The sequence below is a fragment of the Oceanispirochaeta sp. M1 genome (assembly GCF_003346715.1).
In the GTDB taxonomy this organism is placed as follows: Bacteria; Spirochaetota; Spirochaetia; order DSM-2461; family DSM-2461; genus Oceanispirochaeta.
Map to the genome: position 1 here is coordinate 22,015 of NZ_QQPQ01000039.1, position 20,546 is coordinate 42,560.

Here is a 20,546-nt window from a genome sequence, read left to right on the forward strand (position 1 = left end):
TCTAAGGAGTTAAAAAGATGGAGCAGAAATCCCTTTCTGTCATTGAAAGAACAGAATTCAAGAAAGGTCCTGCCAAGAAATTGAGGAGCGAAGGGTTAATACCCGCCGTTGTTTACGGTCATACAGATCCTCTTCATATTGCGGTAAATGCCATTGAATTTGGTAAGAAATTCAAAGTTGTTACAGAAAATACAATCATCAAACTTGAGCTGGGAAAGAAGACTATTGAAGTCCTTGTGAAAGCTATTGATGAAGATATTGTAACTGACACAGTAAAGCACATTGACTTTTACGAGTTTGAAAAGGGTAAAACCCTTAAGACTCGTGTTCCCATCCGTCTGGTGGGAGTTGCAATCGGTACTAAAGAAGGTGGAAACCTCGAGCACAAGCTGCATGAGCTTGAAATCGAATGTCTTCCTACAGACCTTCCTGACACTATTGAGATTGACATCAGTGGACTGAATATGGGTGAATCTATCCATGTCGGTAAGGTTGCTGTCGCTAAGGGTGTCAAGATTCTTAACCCCGAGGTACAGACAATCGTTGTTGTAACAGCTCCCAAGGCTGTTGTCGTCGAAACTGAAGAAGGTGAAGACGCTGAAGACGCTGTTGCTGAAACAGAAGGCGCAGAATAATAGTTATTCTGAGCTGATGATTATCGGCCTGGGGAATCCCGGGTCGAAATATGAACAAACCCGGCATAATGTCGGGTTTGATCTTATTGAGCTGCTCTCAGGGCAGCTCAATCTGTTTTTAAAGAAACCCCTTTTTAAAAACTACCGCTATGCCTCTACTTTCCTTGGGAATCGTAGGGTTCATCTGGTGGAACCTCTTACATTTATGAACCGTTCCGGAAATATTCTTCCCGCTCTGGTGAGTAAGTATTCTCTGAAACCCGAAAATATTATTATTGTCACCGACAATATGGATCTTCCACCCGGTCGATGCCGTATGAAGCCCGGAGGCTCCTCCGCGGGTCACAACGGCTTAAAATCAATAATTCAATATCTGGATACAGGGAAATTCTTCAGACTTTATGTCGGGATCGGCAGACCTTCCAAAGATCTCTCTGTTGTAGATCATGTTCTGGGAGTATTCCCCTCAGAGGATTATTCTCTAGTACAGAACGCCATCGTGCAGGCTGTTAAGAGTATTATTGCCCAGTCTGACGCCCCTGTGGAGCAGCTGTTAAATGAAATCAATTCCAGAAAGAATTGAAGGGGAGTTTCTCTCCTCTCTCACATCTCTTACCGAGGGAATCACTGAGCCTTTCAGAATAATTGCTGCATTCTCAGGGGGGCCTGATTCTACGGCTCTCCTGCTCCTGCTCAGTCAATTCCAAAAACAGTTTTCATATGATCTGGCTGCCGCCTATGTAAATCATGGTATCCGCTCCCCTGAGGAGTGCTCAGACGAGGAGGAGCAGGTCGAATCTATCTGTCGTCAGTTAGGAATCCCCCTGTACAAAAAACGCTGCTCCCCGGGTTTTCTGGAACATTATTCAAAATTGAAAAGCTGCGGCCTTGAAGCGGCTGCAAGAACTTACCGATATCACCATTTTGAAAAAATAGCAGCTCAGAGTGGGGGGGCTGTTTTATTTGCTCTTGGGCATAACCAGAACGATCAGGCAGAAACCATTTTAATGCGCTTATTTTCTGGTTCTTCCCTGGAGGGGCTGAAGGGTATACCCGTTAAACGGGACAGATATATCAGACCTCTCCTGAATACGGATAGAGTGGATATTGAGAAATATCTGGTAAATCGGGATATTATCCCTGTAATTGACAAGAGTAATCTGAAAACTGATTTTCTGCGGAATAAGGTCCGCCTTGATCTGCTTCATACAATCTCAGAATCTTTTCCGGCTGTACAGGACTCCCTGCTGAGATTCCAGCATGATCTGAAGGATGTTTTAGAGCATTACAACGGACTCCTGAAGAAGAGCTGTCCCTGGACTGTGATCTCTATGGGTGAATCACTGGGCTGCAGCAGTAAGGTATTCTTTCAGCTCCCCTTTGTGAGCAGGAAAAGCATGATTCTGGAACAGATGAATCATCTGCAGAAGGGACTGTATTCATCGGACAGGCGAATCCCTGCCGCATTTTTCAAACCACTTCAAGACAATCTGAAAAATGGGATAATACTGAAAGGCCACGGAATTATTTTCCAGAAAAAAGGAGAACAGCTTATTCTCAGCCTTTTGCCGGATAATGGAAAAGAAGAGAGTCACTATTCTGTTTTCTATCTGGATAAAGAACATCCTTACGAGACCGAATCATATATTATTGAATTATCTACTGCCTCTGAGTTGCAGGAAGGTGACCATATCCTTAGTATTATTGACATTAATCCCGATACAGAAAGCATCAGTACTCCTGTAATCAGAAGGGCTCTGGGGAAGTCAGAACTCAGGAACTTTCCAGTAAAAATTAAAGACGCCGATCTACTCCTGTTCTGCGGAAACAGGTCTGTCTGTGCCCTTAATTCACAAAAAATGATCCTACCGAAAAACGGAAAATTAAAAAAAATAAGCAATATTGACAGTAAGAGTAATGTTCTATGTGTTATAATTAGGGGTAGAGGTCATTATGCCCCAGGATGATAACGGTAATAAAAACAATAACGACAATTTCAATTTCAACAATAACCGCTCTGCCCTCATGTTTCTGGGTATTCTCATTCTTTTTTTCATGTTCTTCTTCTCTTTTTCAACACAGGGTGAGATGAATGAAATTCCCTATTCCATGTTCCTCGAATATGTGAATAAAGGGATGATCTATGATGTTCAGATTCTGGATCAAAAGGAAATCGAGGGGCGTTATATAAATCCTTCGGATAATCAGCGAAGCGGGATGTCCTTCAAGACGGTCATTCCCTATTACGATGATAATCTTATGGGCCTCCTTATTGATAAGGGAGTAAGCATCAAAGGGGGAGATAAAACCATTTCTCCCGCTATCATAATGCTGCAGCTACTCCCCTGGGCCATCAGTTTTCTCTTTATCTGGTGGATGTTCCGCTCCATGCAGGGCGGAGGAGGGAATAAGGCCTTCAGTTTCGGAAAGAGTAAAGCCAAACGATATGATCATGGTAAAGACAGCATCACCTTTGATGATGTAGCCGGTCAGGATGAATCTAAATTTGAACTGATGGAAGTTGTCGACTTTCTCAAACATCCGGAAAAATTCACTAAAATCGGCGCTAAAATACCCAAGGGAGTTCTTCTTGTAGGAAATCCCGGTACGGGAAAGACACTACTGGCAAAGGCTGTGGCCGGTGAGGCCGAAGTGCCGTTTTTTCATATGTCAGGTTCCGACTTTGTAGAGATGTTTGTGGGTGTTGGTGCCAGCCGTGTAAGAGATCTTTTTGAACAGGGACGTAAAAATGCACCATGTATCCTGTTTATAGATGAAATTGATGCTGTGGGACGAACCAGAGGTGCCGGATACGGCGGCGGCCATGATGAGAGAGAACAGACTCTTAATCAGCTGCTTGTTGAAATGGATGGATTTAATACAGAGCAGGCTGTTATTATTATTGCTGCTACCAATCGACCCGACGTTCTGGACCCGGCACTTCTGAGAGCGGGCCGTTTTGACCGGCAGGTTGTTGTTGATATGCCTGATGTGAAAGAACGTGAGGCCATTATAGGAATCCACTGTAAAAAGATAAATCTTTCCCCCGATGTTGATCTCTCGGTCATTGCCAGAGCCACACCGGGCAGTTCAGGTGCAAATTTGGCCAGTATAGTCAATGAAGCCGCCCTGTTTGCCGCCCGTAGAGCGGCTCTTGTGGTAGAGCATCAGGATTTTGAAGAGGCCCGTGATAAAGTTATGATGGGGGTCGCAAGAAAATCCAGGGTTCTGACACATCATGAACGAGAAATGACCGCCTATCATGAAGCAGGGCACACACTGCTCCATTACTACCTTGAAAATGCCGATCCCATACACAAAGTGACCATAATTCCCAGAGGAAGAGCACTGGGAGTAACTTTTTCCCTGCCGGAAAACGATAATTATTCCAGAAGCCGTTCCTGGATTGAAGATCGTATTTGTATATGTTACGGTGGTTATGTAGCGGAGGAAGTTACATACAATGTGACAACCACCGGTGCAAAAAACGATATAGACCAGGCAACCGACATGGCGCGGAAAATGGTCTGTGATTGGGGCATGAGTAGTAAAGTCGGCCCCATCTCTCTAGGAAGTGGTGAAGAACCGATCTTTATCGGAAAGGAAATTGCACAGCATAAAGACTATTCTGATGATACCGCATCCCTGATCGATAGTGAAATCAGGCGTATCCTGAATGATAATCTGGGTAAAGCCAGAAATATTATTGATGAGCACAGGGATCAGCTGGAATCTATCACCAGAACTCTTCTAGTTGAAGAGACTCTGGACGATAAAAGCATCAGAAATCTACTTGGACCGGAATTCAAAAAAAGTGATTCCTGAAGAAAAAAAGTGAAAAAAAAACTAATCCTTATTCTTATATTTCTCAGTATTATAGGTTCTGCCGTAGCGCAGAGTCAGGATACAGAACTTGCCAGACTCTATGCACGATATGCCTGGGATGCCTACGGTTCATCCCGGTGGCAGGAATTTTCCGATCTTGTTGAAAAGGGACTGGAATATGATGGCCTGAATCCTGATCTTCTCAGTTTCAAGGGACTCGAAGCCCGGAGTGCAGGACATTATGAAGAAGCCAGGCAATGGTTTTCCAAGGCTTTTTACAGCGGATATCAGGCTCAGCATATAAAAAGCCGTGATATTCTGGCCTGGCTGTTTGAAATGCATTTCCGTCTTGGAAACGACAGTGAACTGGAATCTCTCTACTACACAATTAATGAGATCACCAGAGATAGTCAGGAAATTCTATTTTATACAGTTATGTCCCTCCATCGTCTTGGCAGGACAGAGCGTGCGGTAAAACTTGCAGAGGAGGGCGTCTATAGATACCAGGATCAGCGATTTCTGATTCTCCTCAGCCTCTGGACCGATGATAAATCATATCCGGGAATTCTATCCGAATATATTGAGCGTCAGGGCCTGCTTTATCCGGATCTTCTGGCAAGAGCGGTTCTTTCTGAAGAAAATAAAAATCCATCGGTTCTGGCTTATCTATATCTTGAACAGGAGAATGATCTGAACAGCTGGTATATCAGAAAAACAGTTCTTAATCTTCCTGTTGATGATACGGATATTCCCGATTTTACAGACAGCAGACGGATCTGGCCCCTTAAGACTCTGCAGAGTTTTGTTAAAGAACATCCCGATATGGGACTGCTTATGTCTGAGCTGAGTTATGTGTCCCTGGACAGCAGCGGTGATGGTATTGTCGATTTTTCCATTCTGAAAAAAGGGGATGAAATGATCTGGGAACTCGATTTTGATCAGGACGGAATTGCTGATACCAGGATGGTCTGGGATGAATTCTCTGTTCTTCAGTCTGTGACATATATTCAGGATGATCTTAAACGGAGTTTTTATTATTATGACTACCCCTATATTGAACGTGTTGATATTTCAGGAGGACTAAGAAATTTCAGGGAATATCACTACCTGCCCGGCAGTTTTACCTTTTTAATGGCTGAAGGGGATGATGCCCTTCATGTTCAGCTCCTGATGGAACCTGCGGGGAATGCACCCGTTTTCACTTATGAATCTGATATTCTTAAAAATTGTTTTTCACTTATTGATTCTGTAACTGAAGATGAAATGAAACCTTTTAGAGAGTATACTGTAGTGGATGGTATGATCAGACGTTTCCGTGAGGATTCAAACTTTGACGGTCAGTTTGACAGAACTGTACTGCTTGAAAACTGGCTGCCCTATGAAGGCTATAGAGATATAGACAGTGACGGTGAATTTGATCTGAAAGAGAAATACATAAGCGGCCGTTTTGCCGGATTTGTATATGAAGGCAGAGAGAGCCGATTGGAAGAATATCAGGATCTCTGGAGCCGAAGACGTTACCAGTTATGGGATTTTTCAAAAAACGGATTTTACGACGCTTTACTAGAACAGAAGGGAGACGGCAGCTGGGACGAGCTGCTGATTGAACAATGATAAATAAGATATTAAAGATATTTTTTATAGGGATGATGGCAGTGCTGCTGTTCTCCTGTGCAACAGCAGACTCATCAGGATCTATGGAAGACAGATCGGAAGCCTATGATTCGGGAAGCCGCGCTTCTCAGCAGATCGATTCACTTATGGAAGATGAGAGGCCCTCTGAAGCCCTTCAGTGGATTTATCATTACAGAGGGAGCGAGCATCCCCCTGAACTTGATTATGCGAACCTTGAAGAGCAGGCCCTTAAAGAGATGGACAAACAGCTCAAGCAGTCCATGGATGACAGGGAATATATGAAGGCCCTCTCTCTCTACAGTTCACTTGACGCAGTAGGGCAGACCTCATATATACGCCGGGATTATGATGAACAGAACATTAAACTTGAATATATAAAAAATCTTCTGGAATTTGAAATGGCCGGAGCCGCAGCCGTAATGGTAGTCCAGGGCTTTGTCTCTCTGGAAGATGTGAGTGATAAAGATCTTCAGTATTTTGAAGAGCGTTTTACAAAGGGTGAAAACAGAAAGGCTCTTGCTAAGGTCGTAAAGGAGCTGGGAAATCGCAGCCTTGCAGCTCAGGTTCTCAGCGAAGAATTCCTCTCCGCATCCATCAGGATGGAGGATCTCCTTGAGGGAACCGTTACTGTCTGGGTTGATAAGGGACTGCGTCTGGACCGTGGAGTCGGATATCCCGACAGAAGTATAGGAAGTGGTTTTTTTATAGATAAGAAGGGTTATATCCTTACCAATTATCATGTAATTGAGAGTGAAGTGAACCCCGAATATAAGGGTTATTCCCGTCTGTTTATCAAGCTCTCCGACGACCGGGGTGAAAAAATTCCCGCCAGGGTTGTAGGTTGGGACAGACATTTTGATATCGCCCTGCTTAAAACAGAGATTGAAGCACCCTATGTTTTCTCATTTGCAGGAATAGATCAGTTCAGTCTGGGAGAAAAGATTTTTGCCATCGGTTCACCCGGTGGGTTGAATAACACAATTACCTCCGGTTCTGTCTCGGCAGTCAGGCGTCCGCTCCAGACCATGGGTGAATCCATTCAGGTCGATGTCCCTATAAACCCGGGAAACAGCGGCGGTCCTCTTATGAACAGTGACTCTGAGGTAAACGGAATTGTATTTGCAGGGATTACCGGTTTTGAAGGTGTCAATTTTGCCATAGACGGAGAGTATGTAAAAACACTGCTTCCTCATCTCTATGGCGGCGGTGCCATCAAACATTCATGGATCGGTGTGGGAGGATATCAGGCCTATGATCATCTGGAAACACTCTATGTTACACCCGGATCTCCCGCAGACAGCCTCGGTCTGGCTCGGGGAGATATAATACTATCCATCAACGGTAAAAAAGTTCAGCGCAATCAGGATGTCAGAGATGCTATCCTCGGTCTTGCGCCCGGTACTATTATCACTATGGACTGGGAGACCACAGAGGGTATTAAAAAACACTCCAGGGTCACTCTTGCAGAGCGCCCGGATGTGCCTTTGAAGGAAGCAGTCAATGCCGATACCCGGGAAAACCTTATTCCCCCCATGTTCGGAATGGTACTCTCTCAGGTGGCTAAGCAGCAGTATACTGTGGAGAAGGTCTATACCGGTGGTGGAGCCGACGAGGCCAGTATCTCAGCCAACGATGTAATCGTACTCAGAAAGTGGACGGTAAATGAGAAAGACGGCTACGTACTGATGCAGTTTGTATTCAAGGGCATAAAAGCCGGATACCTGGAAAGTGCAGTTCAGTTGGGAGCAGGTTTAGAGTCCGCTATCTTCTTCTGACGATTGAAGAAAGTAACGTTTTACTATATATTTCTCAGGTATGAAATACGAACAGGATAAAATCCGCAACTTTTGCATAATTGCCCATATTGACCATGGAAAATCCACTCTGGCAGACCGTTTCCTGCAGAAATCCCACTCCGTTTCGGAAAGAGATATGCACGAGCAGATGCTCGACTCAATGGATATTGAACGGGAGAGGGGGATTACAATCAAATCTCAGGCTGTTACCATTGAATATAAATCTGTTGATGGAAATACATACCAGCTGAACCTGGTTGATACCCCGGGACATGTAGACTTTTCCTATGAAGTTTCAAGAGCCATCAGCTCCTGCGAGGGAGCCCTCCTTTTAGTTGATGCCTCCCAGGGTGTGGAAGCACAGACTCTCTCTAACATGTATATGGCTATGGATCATGATCTGGATATTGTTCCGGTTGTGAACAAAATGGACCTGCTCAGTGCCGACCTTGAAAGAGTGTCCGACCAGATTGAACATGACCTGGGTCTTGATCGTGAGATGATTTATCCTGTATCTGCAAAGACAGGTGAAAAAGTTGATGAGCTTATCGAAGGTCTGATCAAATGGATACCTGCACCCGCAGGCTCCCCGGATAATCCCCTGAAATGTCTTATCTTTGACTCACACTATGATGCCTACAGAGGTGTCGTAATCCATATCAGACTTTTTGAAGGCTCCATCTCGGTGGGTGATGAAATCCTCATCATGTCCAATAACGCCACTTATAAAGTTGAGGAAGTGGGAACCTTCAAGCTGGGACTGTATCCCTGTAAAACCTTGAAAGCCGGTCAGGTCGGGTATATTATTGCGGGAATCAAAATAATCTCTGATATCAGAGTCGGTGATACAATCACCCAGAATAAAAATCCCTGTGATGAGGCACTCTCCGGATTCCGTGAGGTCAAGCCTGTCGTATTCTCTTCAATTTATGCTGTAGATACAAACCAGTATGAAGAACTTCATACGGCTATAGATAAGCTTAGGCTCAATGACGCCTCACTGGTGTACGAAAAGGATGCTTCCGCGGCACTCGGTTTTGGGTTCCGCTGCGGTTTCCTCGGCCTTCTTCATCTTGAAGTCGTTCAGGAACGTCTTGAGAGAGAATTTGGTCTGAATATAGTCCTGACTTCTCCCTCGGTTCGCTATAGACTCACAAGACAGGACGGAACTGTATATTATCTGGATAATCCGGCTGAATTTCCTGATCCCGGTACCATCGAGATGAGTGAAGAACCCTATATTACAGCAGATATCATTACTCCCACAGACTATCTGGGTTCCATTATGACCCTCTGTATGGGGAAACGCGGTGTTCAGACCAGTATGAATTATCTGGATGAAAAACGTGTGGAAATAAAATTTGATATGCCTCTGGCGGAAGTTCTTTTTGACTTCTACGATAAGTTGAAATCCATCTCCAAGGGTTATGCCTCTTTTGACTATGAAGTTATAGGGTTTAAGCCCACTAATCTGGTTAAACTCGATATCGTGATCAACGGAGACAAGGTGGATGCCCTGTCTCAGCTGGTATTCAAGGATAATGCCTATGACCGGGGAAGAATCGTCTGTAAGAAACTGAAGGGTGAAATTACCCGTCAGCAGTTTAAGATTGCTGTTCAGGCGGCCATTGGTAATACGGTTATCTCCAGAGAGACTATTTCCGCACTTCGTAAGGATGTAACATCCAAGTGTTACGGAGGTGATATCTCCCGTAAACGTAAACTCCTTGAGAAGCAGAAAGAGGGTAAGAAGAGAATGAAGATGGTGGGTAATGTTGAGTTGCCTCAGTCTGCATTTCTTGCGGTTCTCAAGACCAGTGATGATGATTAACACACCAATTATTTAGAATTATTGAAGGAGCAGATCAGGTCGATTCTGCTCCTTTTTTTATCCCCTTTTCCAATAATTTTATTATAAATATCTTTTTTCTGTTATAGTGGATCACAACAAATAAGTAGGTGATCTCAAGTGAAAAAAGAAATATTTCTAATACCCTATGCCCATCTTGATACACAGTGGCGCTGGGAATATCCCACAACAATAAAAAAATACATCAGGAACACCCTTGATGATAATATCAGCCGATTTGAGAAGTATCCCGGCCATCAGTTCAACTTCACAGGTGCAATCCGTTATTCCATGATGAAGGAATACTACCCCGAAAAATTCGCATCCATAAAAAAATATATTGAAGAGGGCCGATGGCATCTTGCAGGGACCTGTATGGATGAAACCGACGCTCTTGTACCCTCAGTAGAATCAATGGTGAGGAATATACTTTATGGTGACCGATGGGCTGTCAGAGAATTCGGAAAGAGCAGCCGGGACTATATGATTCCAGACTGTTTCGGATTTCCCGGAAACATGCCCACAGTTCTGACCCACTGTGATATTAAGGGTTTTTCCACCCAGAAACTGACATGGCACAGCGCTGTGGGAATCCCATTTGAGCTGGGAATCTGGAGAGGGAAAGATGGTAGTGAATTGGTCTCTGCTCTTAATCCTACTGCCTATACTTCCAAGGTGAAATTCCCCTTCAAGCTGAACCGGAACCGCCTGAAGAGGCTGAATGATCTGGGAAAGAAGAGCGGTATCTGGAAATCCTTTCAGTATTACGGAGTCGGCGATGTCGGCGGAGCTCCCAAAGAGGGATCGGTAAAAAGTGTTCTGGCCGGCATAAAGCAGAGCCGGTCAGAAGATACTGATCTGATTATCCGTCAGGGCTCGGCTGACCAGTTCTTTGCAGAACTGCAGGATGATGAAAAAGAGAAGATGGACCGCTACGAAGGAGACTTCCTCCTGACACTGCACAGCGCCGGTACCCTCACATCCGCAGCAATCATGAAACGCTGGAACAGGAAAAATGAGCAGCTTGCATTCGCCGCGGAGGCAGCAGCCCTGACGGCTATGAATTACAGCGGCAAATATCCTTCACAGAAGATATACAGGGCCTGGAAGCGTGTTCTCTGCAGCCAGATGCATGATATTCTCCCGGGGACATCTACACCCAATGCCTATACTTATTCTCACAACGATGAAGTGATCGCCTTGAATCTCTGGTCTTCTATTCTTGAGGATTCGGCACAGTCCATAGCTCCCCATGTGAAGGGAGATGGAAATATCCTTTTATATAATCCCTGTGAACTGCAGAGAAAAGATCCTGTTAAAGTGGATCTCAGTAATAATGATGAGATTAAAGGCAAAATCGGTGAATGTATCCTGATGGACGGCGAAAGCAGAGAAACTGCCGGGCAGCTCACATCTGATAAAGAGGGAAGAACGATACTTACTTTTGTACCTGACCTTGGCCCCTTCAGCTGGACCCGTTTCTCTCTCCATGAGGATAAGGCCTCTATAAACACTCCTGTGACAGTCCGTAAAATCTCAGAAGAATATATCCTGGAGAATGCCGGGTATAAGATTGCAGTGGCTGAGGACGGCGAGATCAGGTCAATTCTGAACAAGGGTCTGGATCGTGAACTCCTGAGTGAACCCATGGCCTATGAATTTCAGAAGGAAGTACCCGGAGTATTTCCCGCATGGAATATGGACTGGAAGGACAGGCAGAAACCACCCTTTGCCCGTATTGAGAAGGGCGGCAAGGTCTCTATCAGCGAAGAAGGATCACAGCGCTGCTCAATTCTAATACAGACTGAATATGGTTCCTCCAGCTTTAATAAAGAGATCTCCCTCTCGGCAGGATCTGACATTGTTGAGTTCACAGAAAAGATCGACTGGCGGGAAAGCGGCTGCTCTCTCAAGCTGGCCCTCACATCGGATATGAAGAACTCAATTTTCACAACAAACTGGGAAACCTCAAGAAGTAAAAGAGATGTAAATCATAAGAAAATATATGAAATGCCCTCCCGTTACTGGGCAGACCTGAGCTGTGATCAGGACTGGGGATTTTCAATCCTGGAAGACTCAAAATATGGATACGATCACCCTTTGGAAAATAAACTCAGAATGACTCTGCTCTATACACCGGGATTGAAGTTTTCAGATCCTTTCAGGGATCAGAAGAGTCATGACTGGGGTGAACATACAATCCGATATGCCCTCTATGGACATAAGGGTGACTGGAAAAACAGTGATGTACAGGCTAGGCGTTTTAATCAGCCTGTTCGTTCTTTTTTAATCTCCGGTGAAGCTGCCGCCTCAAAAAGGCGAAATGAAATTCAGCCTTTTCTGTTTAAGATGAGCTCCGAAGACTTAGGAGTTCTTGCCGTAAAGAAAGCAGAAGACAGTGATGCCGCAGTCATCCGTCTGTGTGAGCGAAAGGGAGAGAACTCTAGTGCAGAACTGATTTTTTCAAGAAATGTCAGCAGAGTCCAGTTAATAAACGGCCTTGAGGAAGTACAGGGGGATGTTGAGATTGCCGATAACGGATTTACCGCCGCCCTTCCGGCCTGTTCCATGGCCTCCTATCTGGTGGAATTTACTGATAGACAGATCTCTGAATCAACAAGGCAGCACAGTCTTGATCTGCCTTACAATGCCGGGACCATGTCTCACAGGGGAGAAAAATCTGATGCTCTCCTACCCGCGGAACAGGTCCCCTCAGAGATCGATTCAGGCGGGCTGAGTTATAATCTGGCTGAAGGCAGGGAAAATGATACAGTACGCTGTGAAAGTCAGAATATCAGCCTCCCTGAGGGTTTTAATTCTCTATCCATCCTCTGCGGAGCAGACACAGACTGTAGTGAAAGCTTCAGCTTTCTGGATAACGATGGGGAAATCCTGAATAAGGAAGAAGTTCAAATATCCTCCATGACAGAGTTTATCGGTCAGTGGGACAGGAGAATCTGGAAAAAAATACCCGGACATGAAGCAAAACAGAAGAGAGATTATATCTGGCTTAACAGCTGTACCGGAATCGACGGAGGGTATGTTAAAAGAGACCGCCTGGAGTGGTTCTCCACACATACTCTGAATGAAGGAGAAGAGTTGCCATATCAGTTTGGATATATGTTTACTAAGATCCTCGAGATTCCTGAGAAAGCTGTCAGTATCCAGCTGCCGTCTAATTCAGGAGTGAAGATCTATGCAATAACAGCATCTCATCAGGATTGTTCCGTGAAGAGTGCTCAGTGTCTAGGGGATAAATACGACTTTTAAAGACCTGTAACTGCCGTCCAGAGTTCCTTATCCACCTCAATAAAACCCTTTGAAAGAATGGACTCTTTACTCTTGAGACTGCCCTGACCCGGAAAGTAGATGTCAGGGTATAGATCTCGGAGTATTGTTTTCATTTTACTATTTCTTTAAGAGAATTCACCGGGACCAAGCAGTTTCTCCACATTAATACTGATAGCGGTCTGTGAGTAATTACCCCTTAGACCGGTTTCATTCTCGTCCTGATTGAGAATATTACCCCCAGCCAGTACGGAGCTCATCATTTCGACCCAGATCGCCAGGCCGAATCCCTTATGCTCAGCCATAGGCATAAAGAGCTGGCTGTCCATTACATCCTGAGGATTTGTCGTGGGCTTTCCCTCTTTATCCCGCCCCCAGTATTCAGGAATAGATTTCCCTTCTTTTATATACTTCCCCATCTTTCCATAGGAAGAGTAGGCAAAACAGATATCAAACAACAGTGAGCTGTCATCTGCTGAGGCACTGTAACCGAAGGGATTGTTTCCCATTAGATCTTTATCAGCTCCCGGGAGGCTTAAGCCCGCCGGAGATTTGGACATAACTGTTGTAAAAAATCCCTTCTCTTCGGCATACTCCGTATAGGGTGCGGCGGCAAGAAAGTGGTTGCTGTTTCTGATAGTTGCAAAACCGATTCCGTGCTCTTTGGCCAGATCCATGCTCTTCTCGGTGACGTGCATGGTACAGAGTTCTCCCATACCGTTATCACCGTCATAGAGTTCCATGGCTCCCATGCCTCCGATTTTTTTAATATCAGGCCGGGGATTGGTCTGTCCGTTGTCAAGATATATATAACGGTCCGGGAGGCTGTCTATTTCGTGATGACCCACACCCCTGAGTGTGGCTCTGTAATAAACCCCGGCAACAACTGCTGCGCCCTCTTTATCTAAACCGTGACTGCATAAAGCATCTGTAAGATTTTTTTTAAGTTGATCCGCGTATACTTTTATCTTTTCCATGAACTGATTGTATTAGCTTTAAAAACGCCTGTACAGACTGCGTGCTTCTTTCATGACACGGAAAAGAAAGGCGGGAGCCGTGTTGGGTAGAGACTGTCTGTCAGGAAAATGAAAGTAGAGATAATCACAGCCAAGAAGGAGGGGGATAATCTCTTCCTCATTCAGTTTCCCCTTGCATATCTTGTCCCAGCACTCAATGAGAGACAGGAGTTTCTCTTTTTCCTGTTTAATCAGAGCATCTATAAGAAGGGGATTATTCAGGTCGGATACAGATCTTCGGGGAGCCTCATCCGTGGTCATCTCCTCTCCGATTTTCAGATATCCGGAAAACTCATTTGCCTCCAGAGAAGGAATATTTAATTTCATTCCCCTTTCGGCAAGGTTGTAAACATTATTGGGAATACTTCCGGCAATATCTTCCAGCTGCCGTGCATAGCTCTCCAGTATGGGGTTGCTGACCGCTCCGGGTGGTAGGGCATCGGCTTTCTTCGAGGGACGGCTCTTTGAGAAGCTATACCAGACATCCCCTGCCAGTCGACCTTCCTGGAGATAACACCAGTCATGAAAAGGAGTGCCCCGGGCATGTGTTTTACCCTCTACATAGGAAAAATCAAGTCCGGTAATAAATACATCTCTTTCGGTAATCATTCCCGCCAGATAAAGAGCAGCCACACCCACAGAACCCAGGGGTGGAATCTCTTTGGGCAGAACATCCTGATCCTTTAATGATTTATGAAGCTGTGTATCCTGAAAAGAGGATGCAAAAAAATAATGAGTATGCATCCCCTGTCTCAGAGATGCCGGATAAGCCGTAATATCCGAGAAGAGATCGATCTTTTTATTCAACAGAGGATAAAAATCCTTCAAGTTGTAGAACTGAGCCTCAAGGTTTACAACACCGTCTGGAATAATCCCCTGACGGCTTAAGCACTGGACTGCCGTATCCACAGCCAACAGATAAATACGGTCTCTGTTTTTCCTGATAAGAGGAACCGTTTTTTCAAGTGATTCCCCCGCACCGCAAAGAACGACAGCCTTATCAGTCGAAAAGGCATCAATATTTTTTTCTTTGAGATATTTCAGATTCGAGATAAGGTTTCTGATCCAGAGGGTCCCCATCCGAGCCATGGTGAGGCGGTTCTGCCAGTAGTTTCTCAAAAAATGCTGAAGGATAGAGAACATGTTGTCATAAACAGCCTTGTGAAGCTGATACCCGCTGTTCAGGGGGATAAGTCTGCAGTGACGGTAATTTCCATCCTGCAGCTGACGAAACACTTCATAGAGACCCGAACTGCTGTCGGTTCTATAACAGATGAATTTCCTATCCTCTGATAATGCATCCAGAAAGGGGGCGCATACAGCCATAAGAGACTGATCCGATTCAATCCCCACAAGTATTGAGCTCTCAGGGATCTCTGTTATAAATGAAGCGATCCCGTAACCCAGAAGGGGAGACGGGATCAAATATATGCAGTTTTCTTCTAGAGGAATCTGCTTTACCGCCCTTTCTGCTGCCGCAGAAGGGGAGTATCTTGAATAGAGAGGCCTTCCCTGACACAGAATATTTGCTTCTCCATTGGAGCTCTGTGTCAGTGCAGCCGTTTCTATCATATTAACTTATCAGGACTCTTCGGGAAAAACACGACCGTAAGTCTTGTTGAACTCATCCTTGAACTTGGGTGAATCAAGGAAAATACCCTGAAGCTCACTCTGTTTATACTGTGACAGTTCACTGGCAAGTTCTGCTCTTACATATGTCTGATACTCTTCAGGATAAGTAAAACCTTCCTGCTCATCGATCAGTGAAAAAACAACAACTGAACGATCAAGAATCATAGGCTGTGATGTTTCACCGGGAGTTTTCAGAATGAATACTTTTGCAAAGAACTCATCGCTGTAAGCCGCAGCACTGAGGAGGCTGCTGTCTTTCTTGTTGGCAGGGCTGTTCACAATAAAGGGAACATCACCGTATACAGGAGCGATAAAACCAGTCTCTCCACTGTCTGTAGCAAACTGTGCCGCTGCTTCTGTAAGAGAGCTGATATGAGCGACAAGAGCCATCTCTTCGGCTTTCATCATAAGGTAATCTTCAATCACACCGATCTCTTCTCTCTCCATATAAGAACGGATAGTAGAAACCATAACAGTGTCTGTGTAATCAGGAGCAACAGCCGCTTCAGCCGCCTGGAAAATATACCAGCTGCCTTCAGTAGCAATTACATCACTGTGCTTATCTGCACCCAAAGACATTACAGCAGAAGCCTGCTCATCGCTCAGGAAGCTGAGAAGAGTATAGTTAAAGGTGGAACCCATGGAACCGCCGTCTTCAGCATATGTATCCTTAGAATATGTTCTTGCAAGATCCCCGAATGATTTTTCACCGCTTTCAAGTTTCTTAAGAATAGAAGCAGCCTCATCTTCTGATGATCTGATTGTAATTCTGTTAAGATCGATCTTTTGAAAGAGCTTCTCATTATCTTTTCCGAAGTTAATAACCTGCTCTTCGGGAAAGGCAGAGTAATCAAGACGTGCATAAGAGAAGTTTTTCTCAGTTGCACCAAGATCAAGGAGAAAATCCATCATGGCAGCAGAACGTTTCTGATTATAAAGAGTATCAACGTAATAGGTCTGAACCTTAATATCTTCTTCCAAAGATTTTCTTATCTCTTTAAGTCTTGTACCGGAAGTAGCCATATAAGCGTCTTCATCAAAACGGCCGTTGTTATTAAACATACCGCTCTCAATGATTCCCCGGTCAATCCCTCTGGAAGAAACAGAAATACCGGACTCTGCAATTTCATCCAGAATAGCAGTTCTTACTACTGTCTGGTTGAAAGCAGAACGCCAGATAAGCTGTCTGAGGAAATCTACATTCCCATCAGTTCCAAGAGAATCTCTATACATATTATTAACAGATTCAACCTGCTGAGAAAAATAATTTCCCTGCTTGAAAGTAATAGACTGTTTTCCATATTTTCCGAAAACCAGCTGACCACCGCCGCTGCTACCGGAACCTGCCATAGCAGGAACTACAACAAAACTGATTACAACAATAACCAGAATAATGATAGTTCCCACCATCATGTTCTTCTGTCTTTTCTTGTGTTTGTGCTCTTTGATCTTAGCTGCAGATTTAATATTTGAAACCTTTTTTTCTTCTTGAGACATAAGTCGTCCTTATAACATAATTAAATTAAATGAAGCAACGAAAAATTACCATGAAAGGGTATAGCTGTCAACGTGAAACCGCCAAGAATCGCCCCCTTAATGAGTAAGTATATATAATAGGAAGTATCTAGCTATTTTGATTAGCATAATAAATATAAAATCTTTATTCCCAAAGGTGTTGACAATATGTCGTTAGAACATTAGATTACGTTCATTGCACGGAGGCGTAGCGAAGCTGGTTATCGCGCCGGCCTGTCAAGCCGGAGATCGCGGGTTCGATGCCCGTCGCTTCCGCATAGTTTATTAAGGAATGCCCTAGCAATAGGGCATTCTTTGTTTATTTCGGGCTGTAGCGCAGGGGCTAGCGCACGCCGTTCGGGACGGTGAGGTCGGAGGTTCAAATCCTCTCAGCCCGACTAATTTCCCGCACTAAGCATAAAAACATCAAATACATTTATAAACACCTCTAAGAATCAGCAATAAAACAGCTGAGAGAATTTGAACTGGAATCCCGGCGCGAAAACCTGGAGCGCAATTCGACAGGATGTCGAATTAGGGATGGAAGAGGGCCTTTCGGTCATCGGCACGATGCCGATGACCGAAAGGCAAATCCTCTCACTGCGTCACTATTCCCTCCTAAGCACAAACACTCATCAGTTCTATAACCAACAACTCTTAACCACTTTCCCCAATCCAGAGAGGATCTTGAACCGGAGACTCTATCGCCGGAAAACTAGAACTCTTGTTTAAACCCCGTGCGCACTTATTAAGTAAAAATACTCATCTAACAGCTATGAAACTTAAGATATAAGAAAAGTAGTGGGCATCCTGGATATTTGAGAGTAAAGTATTAAAAGTTTTTAAATGAATATCTATTTATTTAAAAGAATCATAATGATGCTGTATAAGAAGTGATTTTCATTGATTATATTAAATGCACCGCAAAATTTTCTTTTACCTTGGCAGATCTTCTAATAATGAGAAAAGAATCTAGAAATTGATGTATAAATGTTAAATTTGTCAATTTTGATGATTATTATGGGTCATGGTGAGGGGAATACAGTATGAATGAAAGCAAATTAAGTATAGAGATTAACTCAGAACATCCTTCGTATATTTGGGCAAAGAATCAGTCTAATTCTGTAAATGCTTTTGGTCATATAGGAACTCATATAGATTGTTATACTAAAGAGCCTGATAAATCGCATTTTGAATTAGAAGTTGTAACAATAAACTGCTCAAATAAAATGCCTTCTAGCAAAGAATTAAAATCGCTTGATATTTCAGGTAAGGCGGTTCTCCTTTATACAGGAAATTTGGAGACAAACGGTTATGGAACACCTGAATATGGAGCTGAATGTACTATCTTGAAAGAAGATGTCTTAGATCAGCTTTTGTCAAAGCATCCATCATTCATTATGATCGATAGCTATGGTATAGGAGCTCATGGGGAAGAGCACATTTCATTTGATAAGAAATGTGAGTTTTATAATTGCTTTGTTATTGAAAATCTTTGCGTTTCAGGAAATATTGCTGAATCAATAAGAGACGTTATTATTGAGATTGATAAAACATCTGATTCTACAGGAAAAAAGTGTTTGGTTACGGCAAAATATATTTGATTGTTTTCTCTGGGCATTTAACAAATCACTTGGAACTGTCATAGCCTTTTAGCACGGATACCTGCAAAAGCAGGTACCGAGCCAATCCTTCGGAGTACCTCAGGCCGGCTATACAGTTCATGTGGCCGTTATCTAGATTGAGTATTCAATTTATTAAAGGAAGTTATGAGAACATTCGTAGGTGCAGCAATTATTTTATATGATCCATTTGATAGAGAAAAAATTCTATTAGATAAAAGAAGCAAAATGAAAAAATCTTTTGCTAGTTACTGGGAGCTACCAGGTGGAGAAATTGAAGATTTTGAGACACCAGAAGAGTGCATTCATAGGGAGATCCTTGAAGAACTTGGTACAGATATTATGAATCTCACCTATAGAACAGTTGATATGTCATACGATAATGGAAATAGATTTATCAATTTTATATTTGAAGGGAATATAGATTTAGAAATGATTCAAAGCAATTCTGATGAAATTGAAGAATATGAAATGATCAAAATTAAATCCTTATCAAAGTATAAAACTTGTCACAGAGTGAAAGAAGTTTTGAATTCATATTTAGAAAACTAGGAATGGCTGATTACTAAGAAGTAAAATAGTCCGTTTAGAAAAATAAAATCGGATAAGTAATAAGAAAAGAAAACTAGATATCAATATTTTGCAACAGTCATCCTTGCAGATCACAATTCTTGGTGCGCCTTGAAGCGTACATTTTATATACCAGTGGGTGTAAGTCCCTCCCGGACAATTTTCCATTTATCCGGAAGTAATAAGGACAGCTGATTGTCAATTTCCAAGAAATTGACCCCCACGTTTTCGCAATACTGACCCCCTGAAATTCGGTATCTTGACCCCTCAAATAACCATCACTTAACCTCTCTATATGGAGGCTTTGATGGACAAGAGGGAGTTAGCTATGTACAAGTTGGAAGATGCTGTAAAAGCTCTATTGGACAACACCCCAATAAAGCAAATTGCCCGTCAGCAGAGGGTTTCAAAAAACACCGTCAAAAAGTATCGAAACCATCTGGAGGATGTCCTGAATGAAAAGCCATGGATTCGAGGAGACATTCAGGAAATCATGTCAGAGTTCCGTACAGTTCGTAAGAAAGAGCGGTTTTCTGAAAACCATGGTTGGCTGGAAACCAATGCAGATCTCATTGATGAACTGTCAGCTGAATGTGAGAATTATGTCAGACTGTTTCAGGTTCTCCAGGACGAGAAAGGATTTGCAGGCAGCTACTCATCGTTGATGCGATACGTATCAAAAAATAATATTTTCAAAGACCGGCCAGTATTCCGAATTGAATCCAAACCGGGAGAACTTGCTCAGGTTGATTTCGGCTCTATCGGTAAAATTTATGATGAACTATCCGAAAAAGAAATCAAGGCCTATGTCTTTGTAATGGTCCTCGGGTACTCAAGAGATGCTTATTACGAAATTGTCAGGAGCCAGAATATTCAGACTTGGTGTGAGTGCCATGTCCATGCTTTTGAACATTTTGGTGGTGTGGTGAAGATTATCATTCCAGATAATCTAAAGAGCGCCATTATCAAGGCGGCCTATTGTGACCCCCTTCCCAACAGAAGCTTTGCCGATTGTGCAAACCACTATGGATTTCAAATTGATCCCTGTTTACCTGGCGTCCCAGAGCATAAAGGGAAGGTGGAATCCGGCGTCAAATACGTGAAGAATAATTTCATACCATTGCGTAAATTTAGGAATTTCAGTGATGCTAACAGGCAACTTA

The 20,546-nt window shown here is 43.5% G+C and carries 15 protein-coding genes and 2 tRNA genes; 13 read left to right on the forward strand and 4 right to left on the reverse strand.

Annotated elements, in window-relative coordinates; all coding sequences use genetic code 11:
- The first annotated feature begins 17 nt into the window (after positions 1 to 17).
- The 8 genes from DV872_RS20910 (at position 18) to DV872_RS20945 (ending at position 13,010) form a co-directional block, all read left to right on the forward strand.
- Entirely contained in the window at positions 18 to 635 is a 618-nt protein-coding gene (locus tag DV872_RS20910) for a 50S ribosomal protein L25 (protein WP_114631915.1), read from the forward strand.
- A complete protein-coding gene (gene pth, locus DV872_RS20915; protein ID WP_147283231.1) occupies positions 589 to 1,218 on the forward strand; it encodes an aminoacyl-tRNA hydrolase in 630 nt (209 codons plus the stop codon). The genes DV872_RS20910 and pth overlap by 47 nt, the downstream gene beginning before the upstream one ends.
- The gene (gene tilS, locus DV872_RS20920) at positions 1,193 to 2,602 is read left to right on the forward strand and encodes a tRNA lysidine(34) synthetase TilS (protein ID WP_114631917.1); all 1,410 of its coding nucleotides are present in this window, start codon (positions 1,193 to 1,195) and stop codon (positions 2,600 to 2,602) included. The genes pth and tilS overlap by 26 nt, the downstream gene beginning before the upstream one ends.
- Positions 2,589 to 4,460, forward strand: a complete 1,872-nt coding sequence (gene ftsH, locus DV872_RS20925) for an ATP-dependent zinc metalloprotease FtsH (RefSeq protein WP_114631918.1) — start codon at positions 2,589 to 2,591, stop codon at positions 4,458 to 4,460. The genes tilS and ftsH overlap by 14 nt, the downstream gene beginning before the upstream one ends.
- Before the next feature lie 9 nt (positions 4,461 to 4,469).
- Positions 4,470 to 6,074: a hypothetical protein gene (locus DV872_RS20930; RefSeq protein ID WP_114631919.1), complete on the forward strand. Its 1,605-nt coding sequence runs from the start codon at positions 4,470 to 4,472 to the stop codon at positions 6,072 to 6,074.
- A complete protein-coding gene (locus DV872_RS20935; protein ID WP_114631920.1) occupies positions 6,071 to 7,870 on the forward strand; it encodes a S1C family serine protease in 1,800 nt (599 codons plus the stop codon). Before DV872_RS20930 ends, DV872_RS20935 begins: the two co-directional genes overlap by 4 nt.
- A gap of 40 nt (positions 7,871 to 7,910) precedes the next feature.
- Complete coding sequence (gene lepA, locus DV872_RS20940; protein WP_114631921.1) at positions 7,911 to 9,722, forward strand: translation elongation factor 4; 1,812 nt, start codon at positions 7,911 to 7,913, stop codon at positions 9,720 to 9,722.
- Between the two features lie 138 nt (positions 9,723 to 9,860).
- Complete coding sequence (locus DV872_RS20945) at positions 9,861 to 13,010, forward strand: glycoside hydrolase family 38 C-terminal domain-containing protein (protein WP_114631922.1); 3,150 nt, start codon at positions 9,861 to 9,863, stop codon at positions 13,008 to 13,010.
- Here the strand turns inward: DV872_RS20945 and DV872_RS26670 are convergent.
- From DV872_RS26670 to DV872_RS20960, 4 genes are read right to left on the reverse strand one after another with little or no spacing between them, the layout of a single operon-like run.
- On the reverse strand, positions 13,007 to 13,144 hold the full coding sequence (locus DV872_RS26670; RefSeq protein ID WP_158547092.1) for a hypothetical protein: 138 nt from the start codon (positions 13,142 to 13,144) through the stop codon (positions 13,007 to 13,009). The genes DV872_RS20945 and DV872_RS26670 overlap by 4 nt on opposite strands.
- A 12-nt stretch (positions 13,145 to 13,156) precedes the next feature.
- Positions 13,157 to 14,005 (reverse strand): Ldh family oxidoreductase, encoded by an 849-nt coding sequence (locus DV872_RS20950; RefSeq protein ID WP_114631923.1) that lies wholly within the window; start codon positions 14,003 to 14,005, stop codon positions 13,157 to 13,159.
- An 18-nt stretch (positions 14,006 to 14,023) separates the two neighbouring features.
- Entirely contained in the window at positions 14,024 to 15,616 is a 1,593-nt protein-coding gene (locus DV872_RS20955; RefSeq protein ID WP_114631924.1) for a 6-hydroxymethylpterin diphosphokinase MptE-like protein, read from the reverse strand.
- A 9-nt stretch (positions 15,617 to 15,625) separates the two neighbouring features.
- The gene (locus tag DV872_RS20960; RefSeq protein ID WP_114631925.1) at positions 15,626 to 17,173 is read right to left on the reverse strand and encodes a SurA N-terminal domain-containing protein; all 1,548 of its coding nucleotides are present in this window, start codon (positions 17,171 to 17,173) and stop codon (positions 15,626 to 15,628) included.
- A 220-nt stretch (positions 17,174 to 17,393) separates the two neighbouring features.
- Here DV872_RS20960 and DV872_RS20965 point away from each other — a divergent pair.
- From DV872_RS20965 to istA, 5 genes are all read left to right on the forward strand, one after another.
- Positions 17,394 to 17,467 (forward strand) — tRNA-Asp (locus tag DV872_RS20965).
- A 49-nt stretch (positions 17,468 to 17,516) separates the two neighbouring features.
- A tRNA-Pro gene (locus tag DV872_RS20970) sits at positions 17,517 to 17,589 on the forward strand.
- Between the two features lie 648 nt (positions 17,590 to 18,237).
- Entirely contained in the window at positions 18,238 to 18,795 is a 558-nt protein-coding gene (locus DV872_RS20975) for a cyclase family protein (protein ID WP_114631926.1), read from the forward strand.
- A gap of 165 nt (positions 18,796 to 18,960) precedes the next feature.
- Positions 18,961 to 19,365: an NUDIX domain-containing protein gene (locus DV872_RS20980; RefSeq protein WP_114631927.1), complete on the forward strand. Its 405-nt coding sequence runs from the start codon at positions 18,961 to 18,963 to the stop codon at positions 19,363 to 19,365.
- Between the two features lie 346 nt (positions 19,366 to 19,711).
- The coding region (istA, locus tag DV872_RS20985; protein ID WP_158547093.1) for an IS21 family transposase at positions 19,712 to 20,546 on the forward strand (835 nt) is incomplete at its 3' end.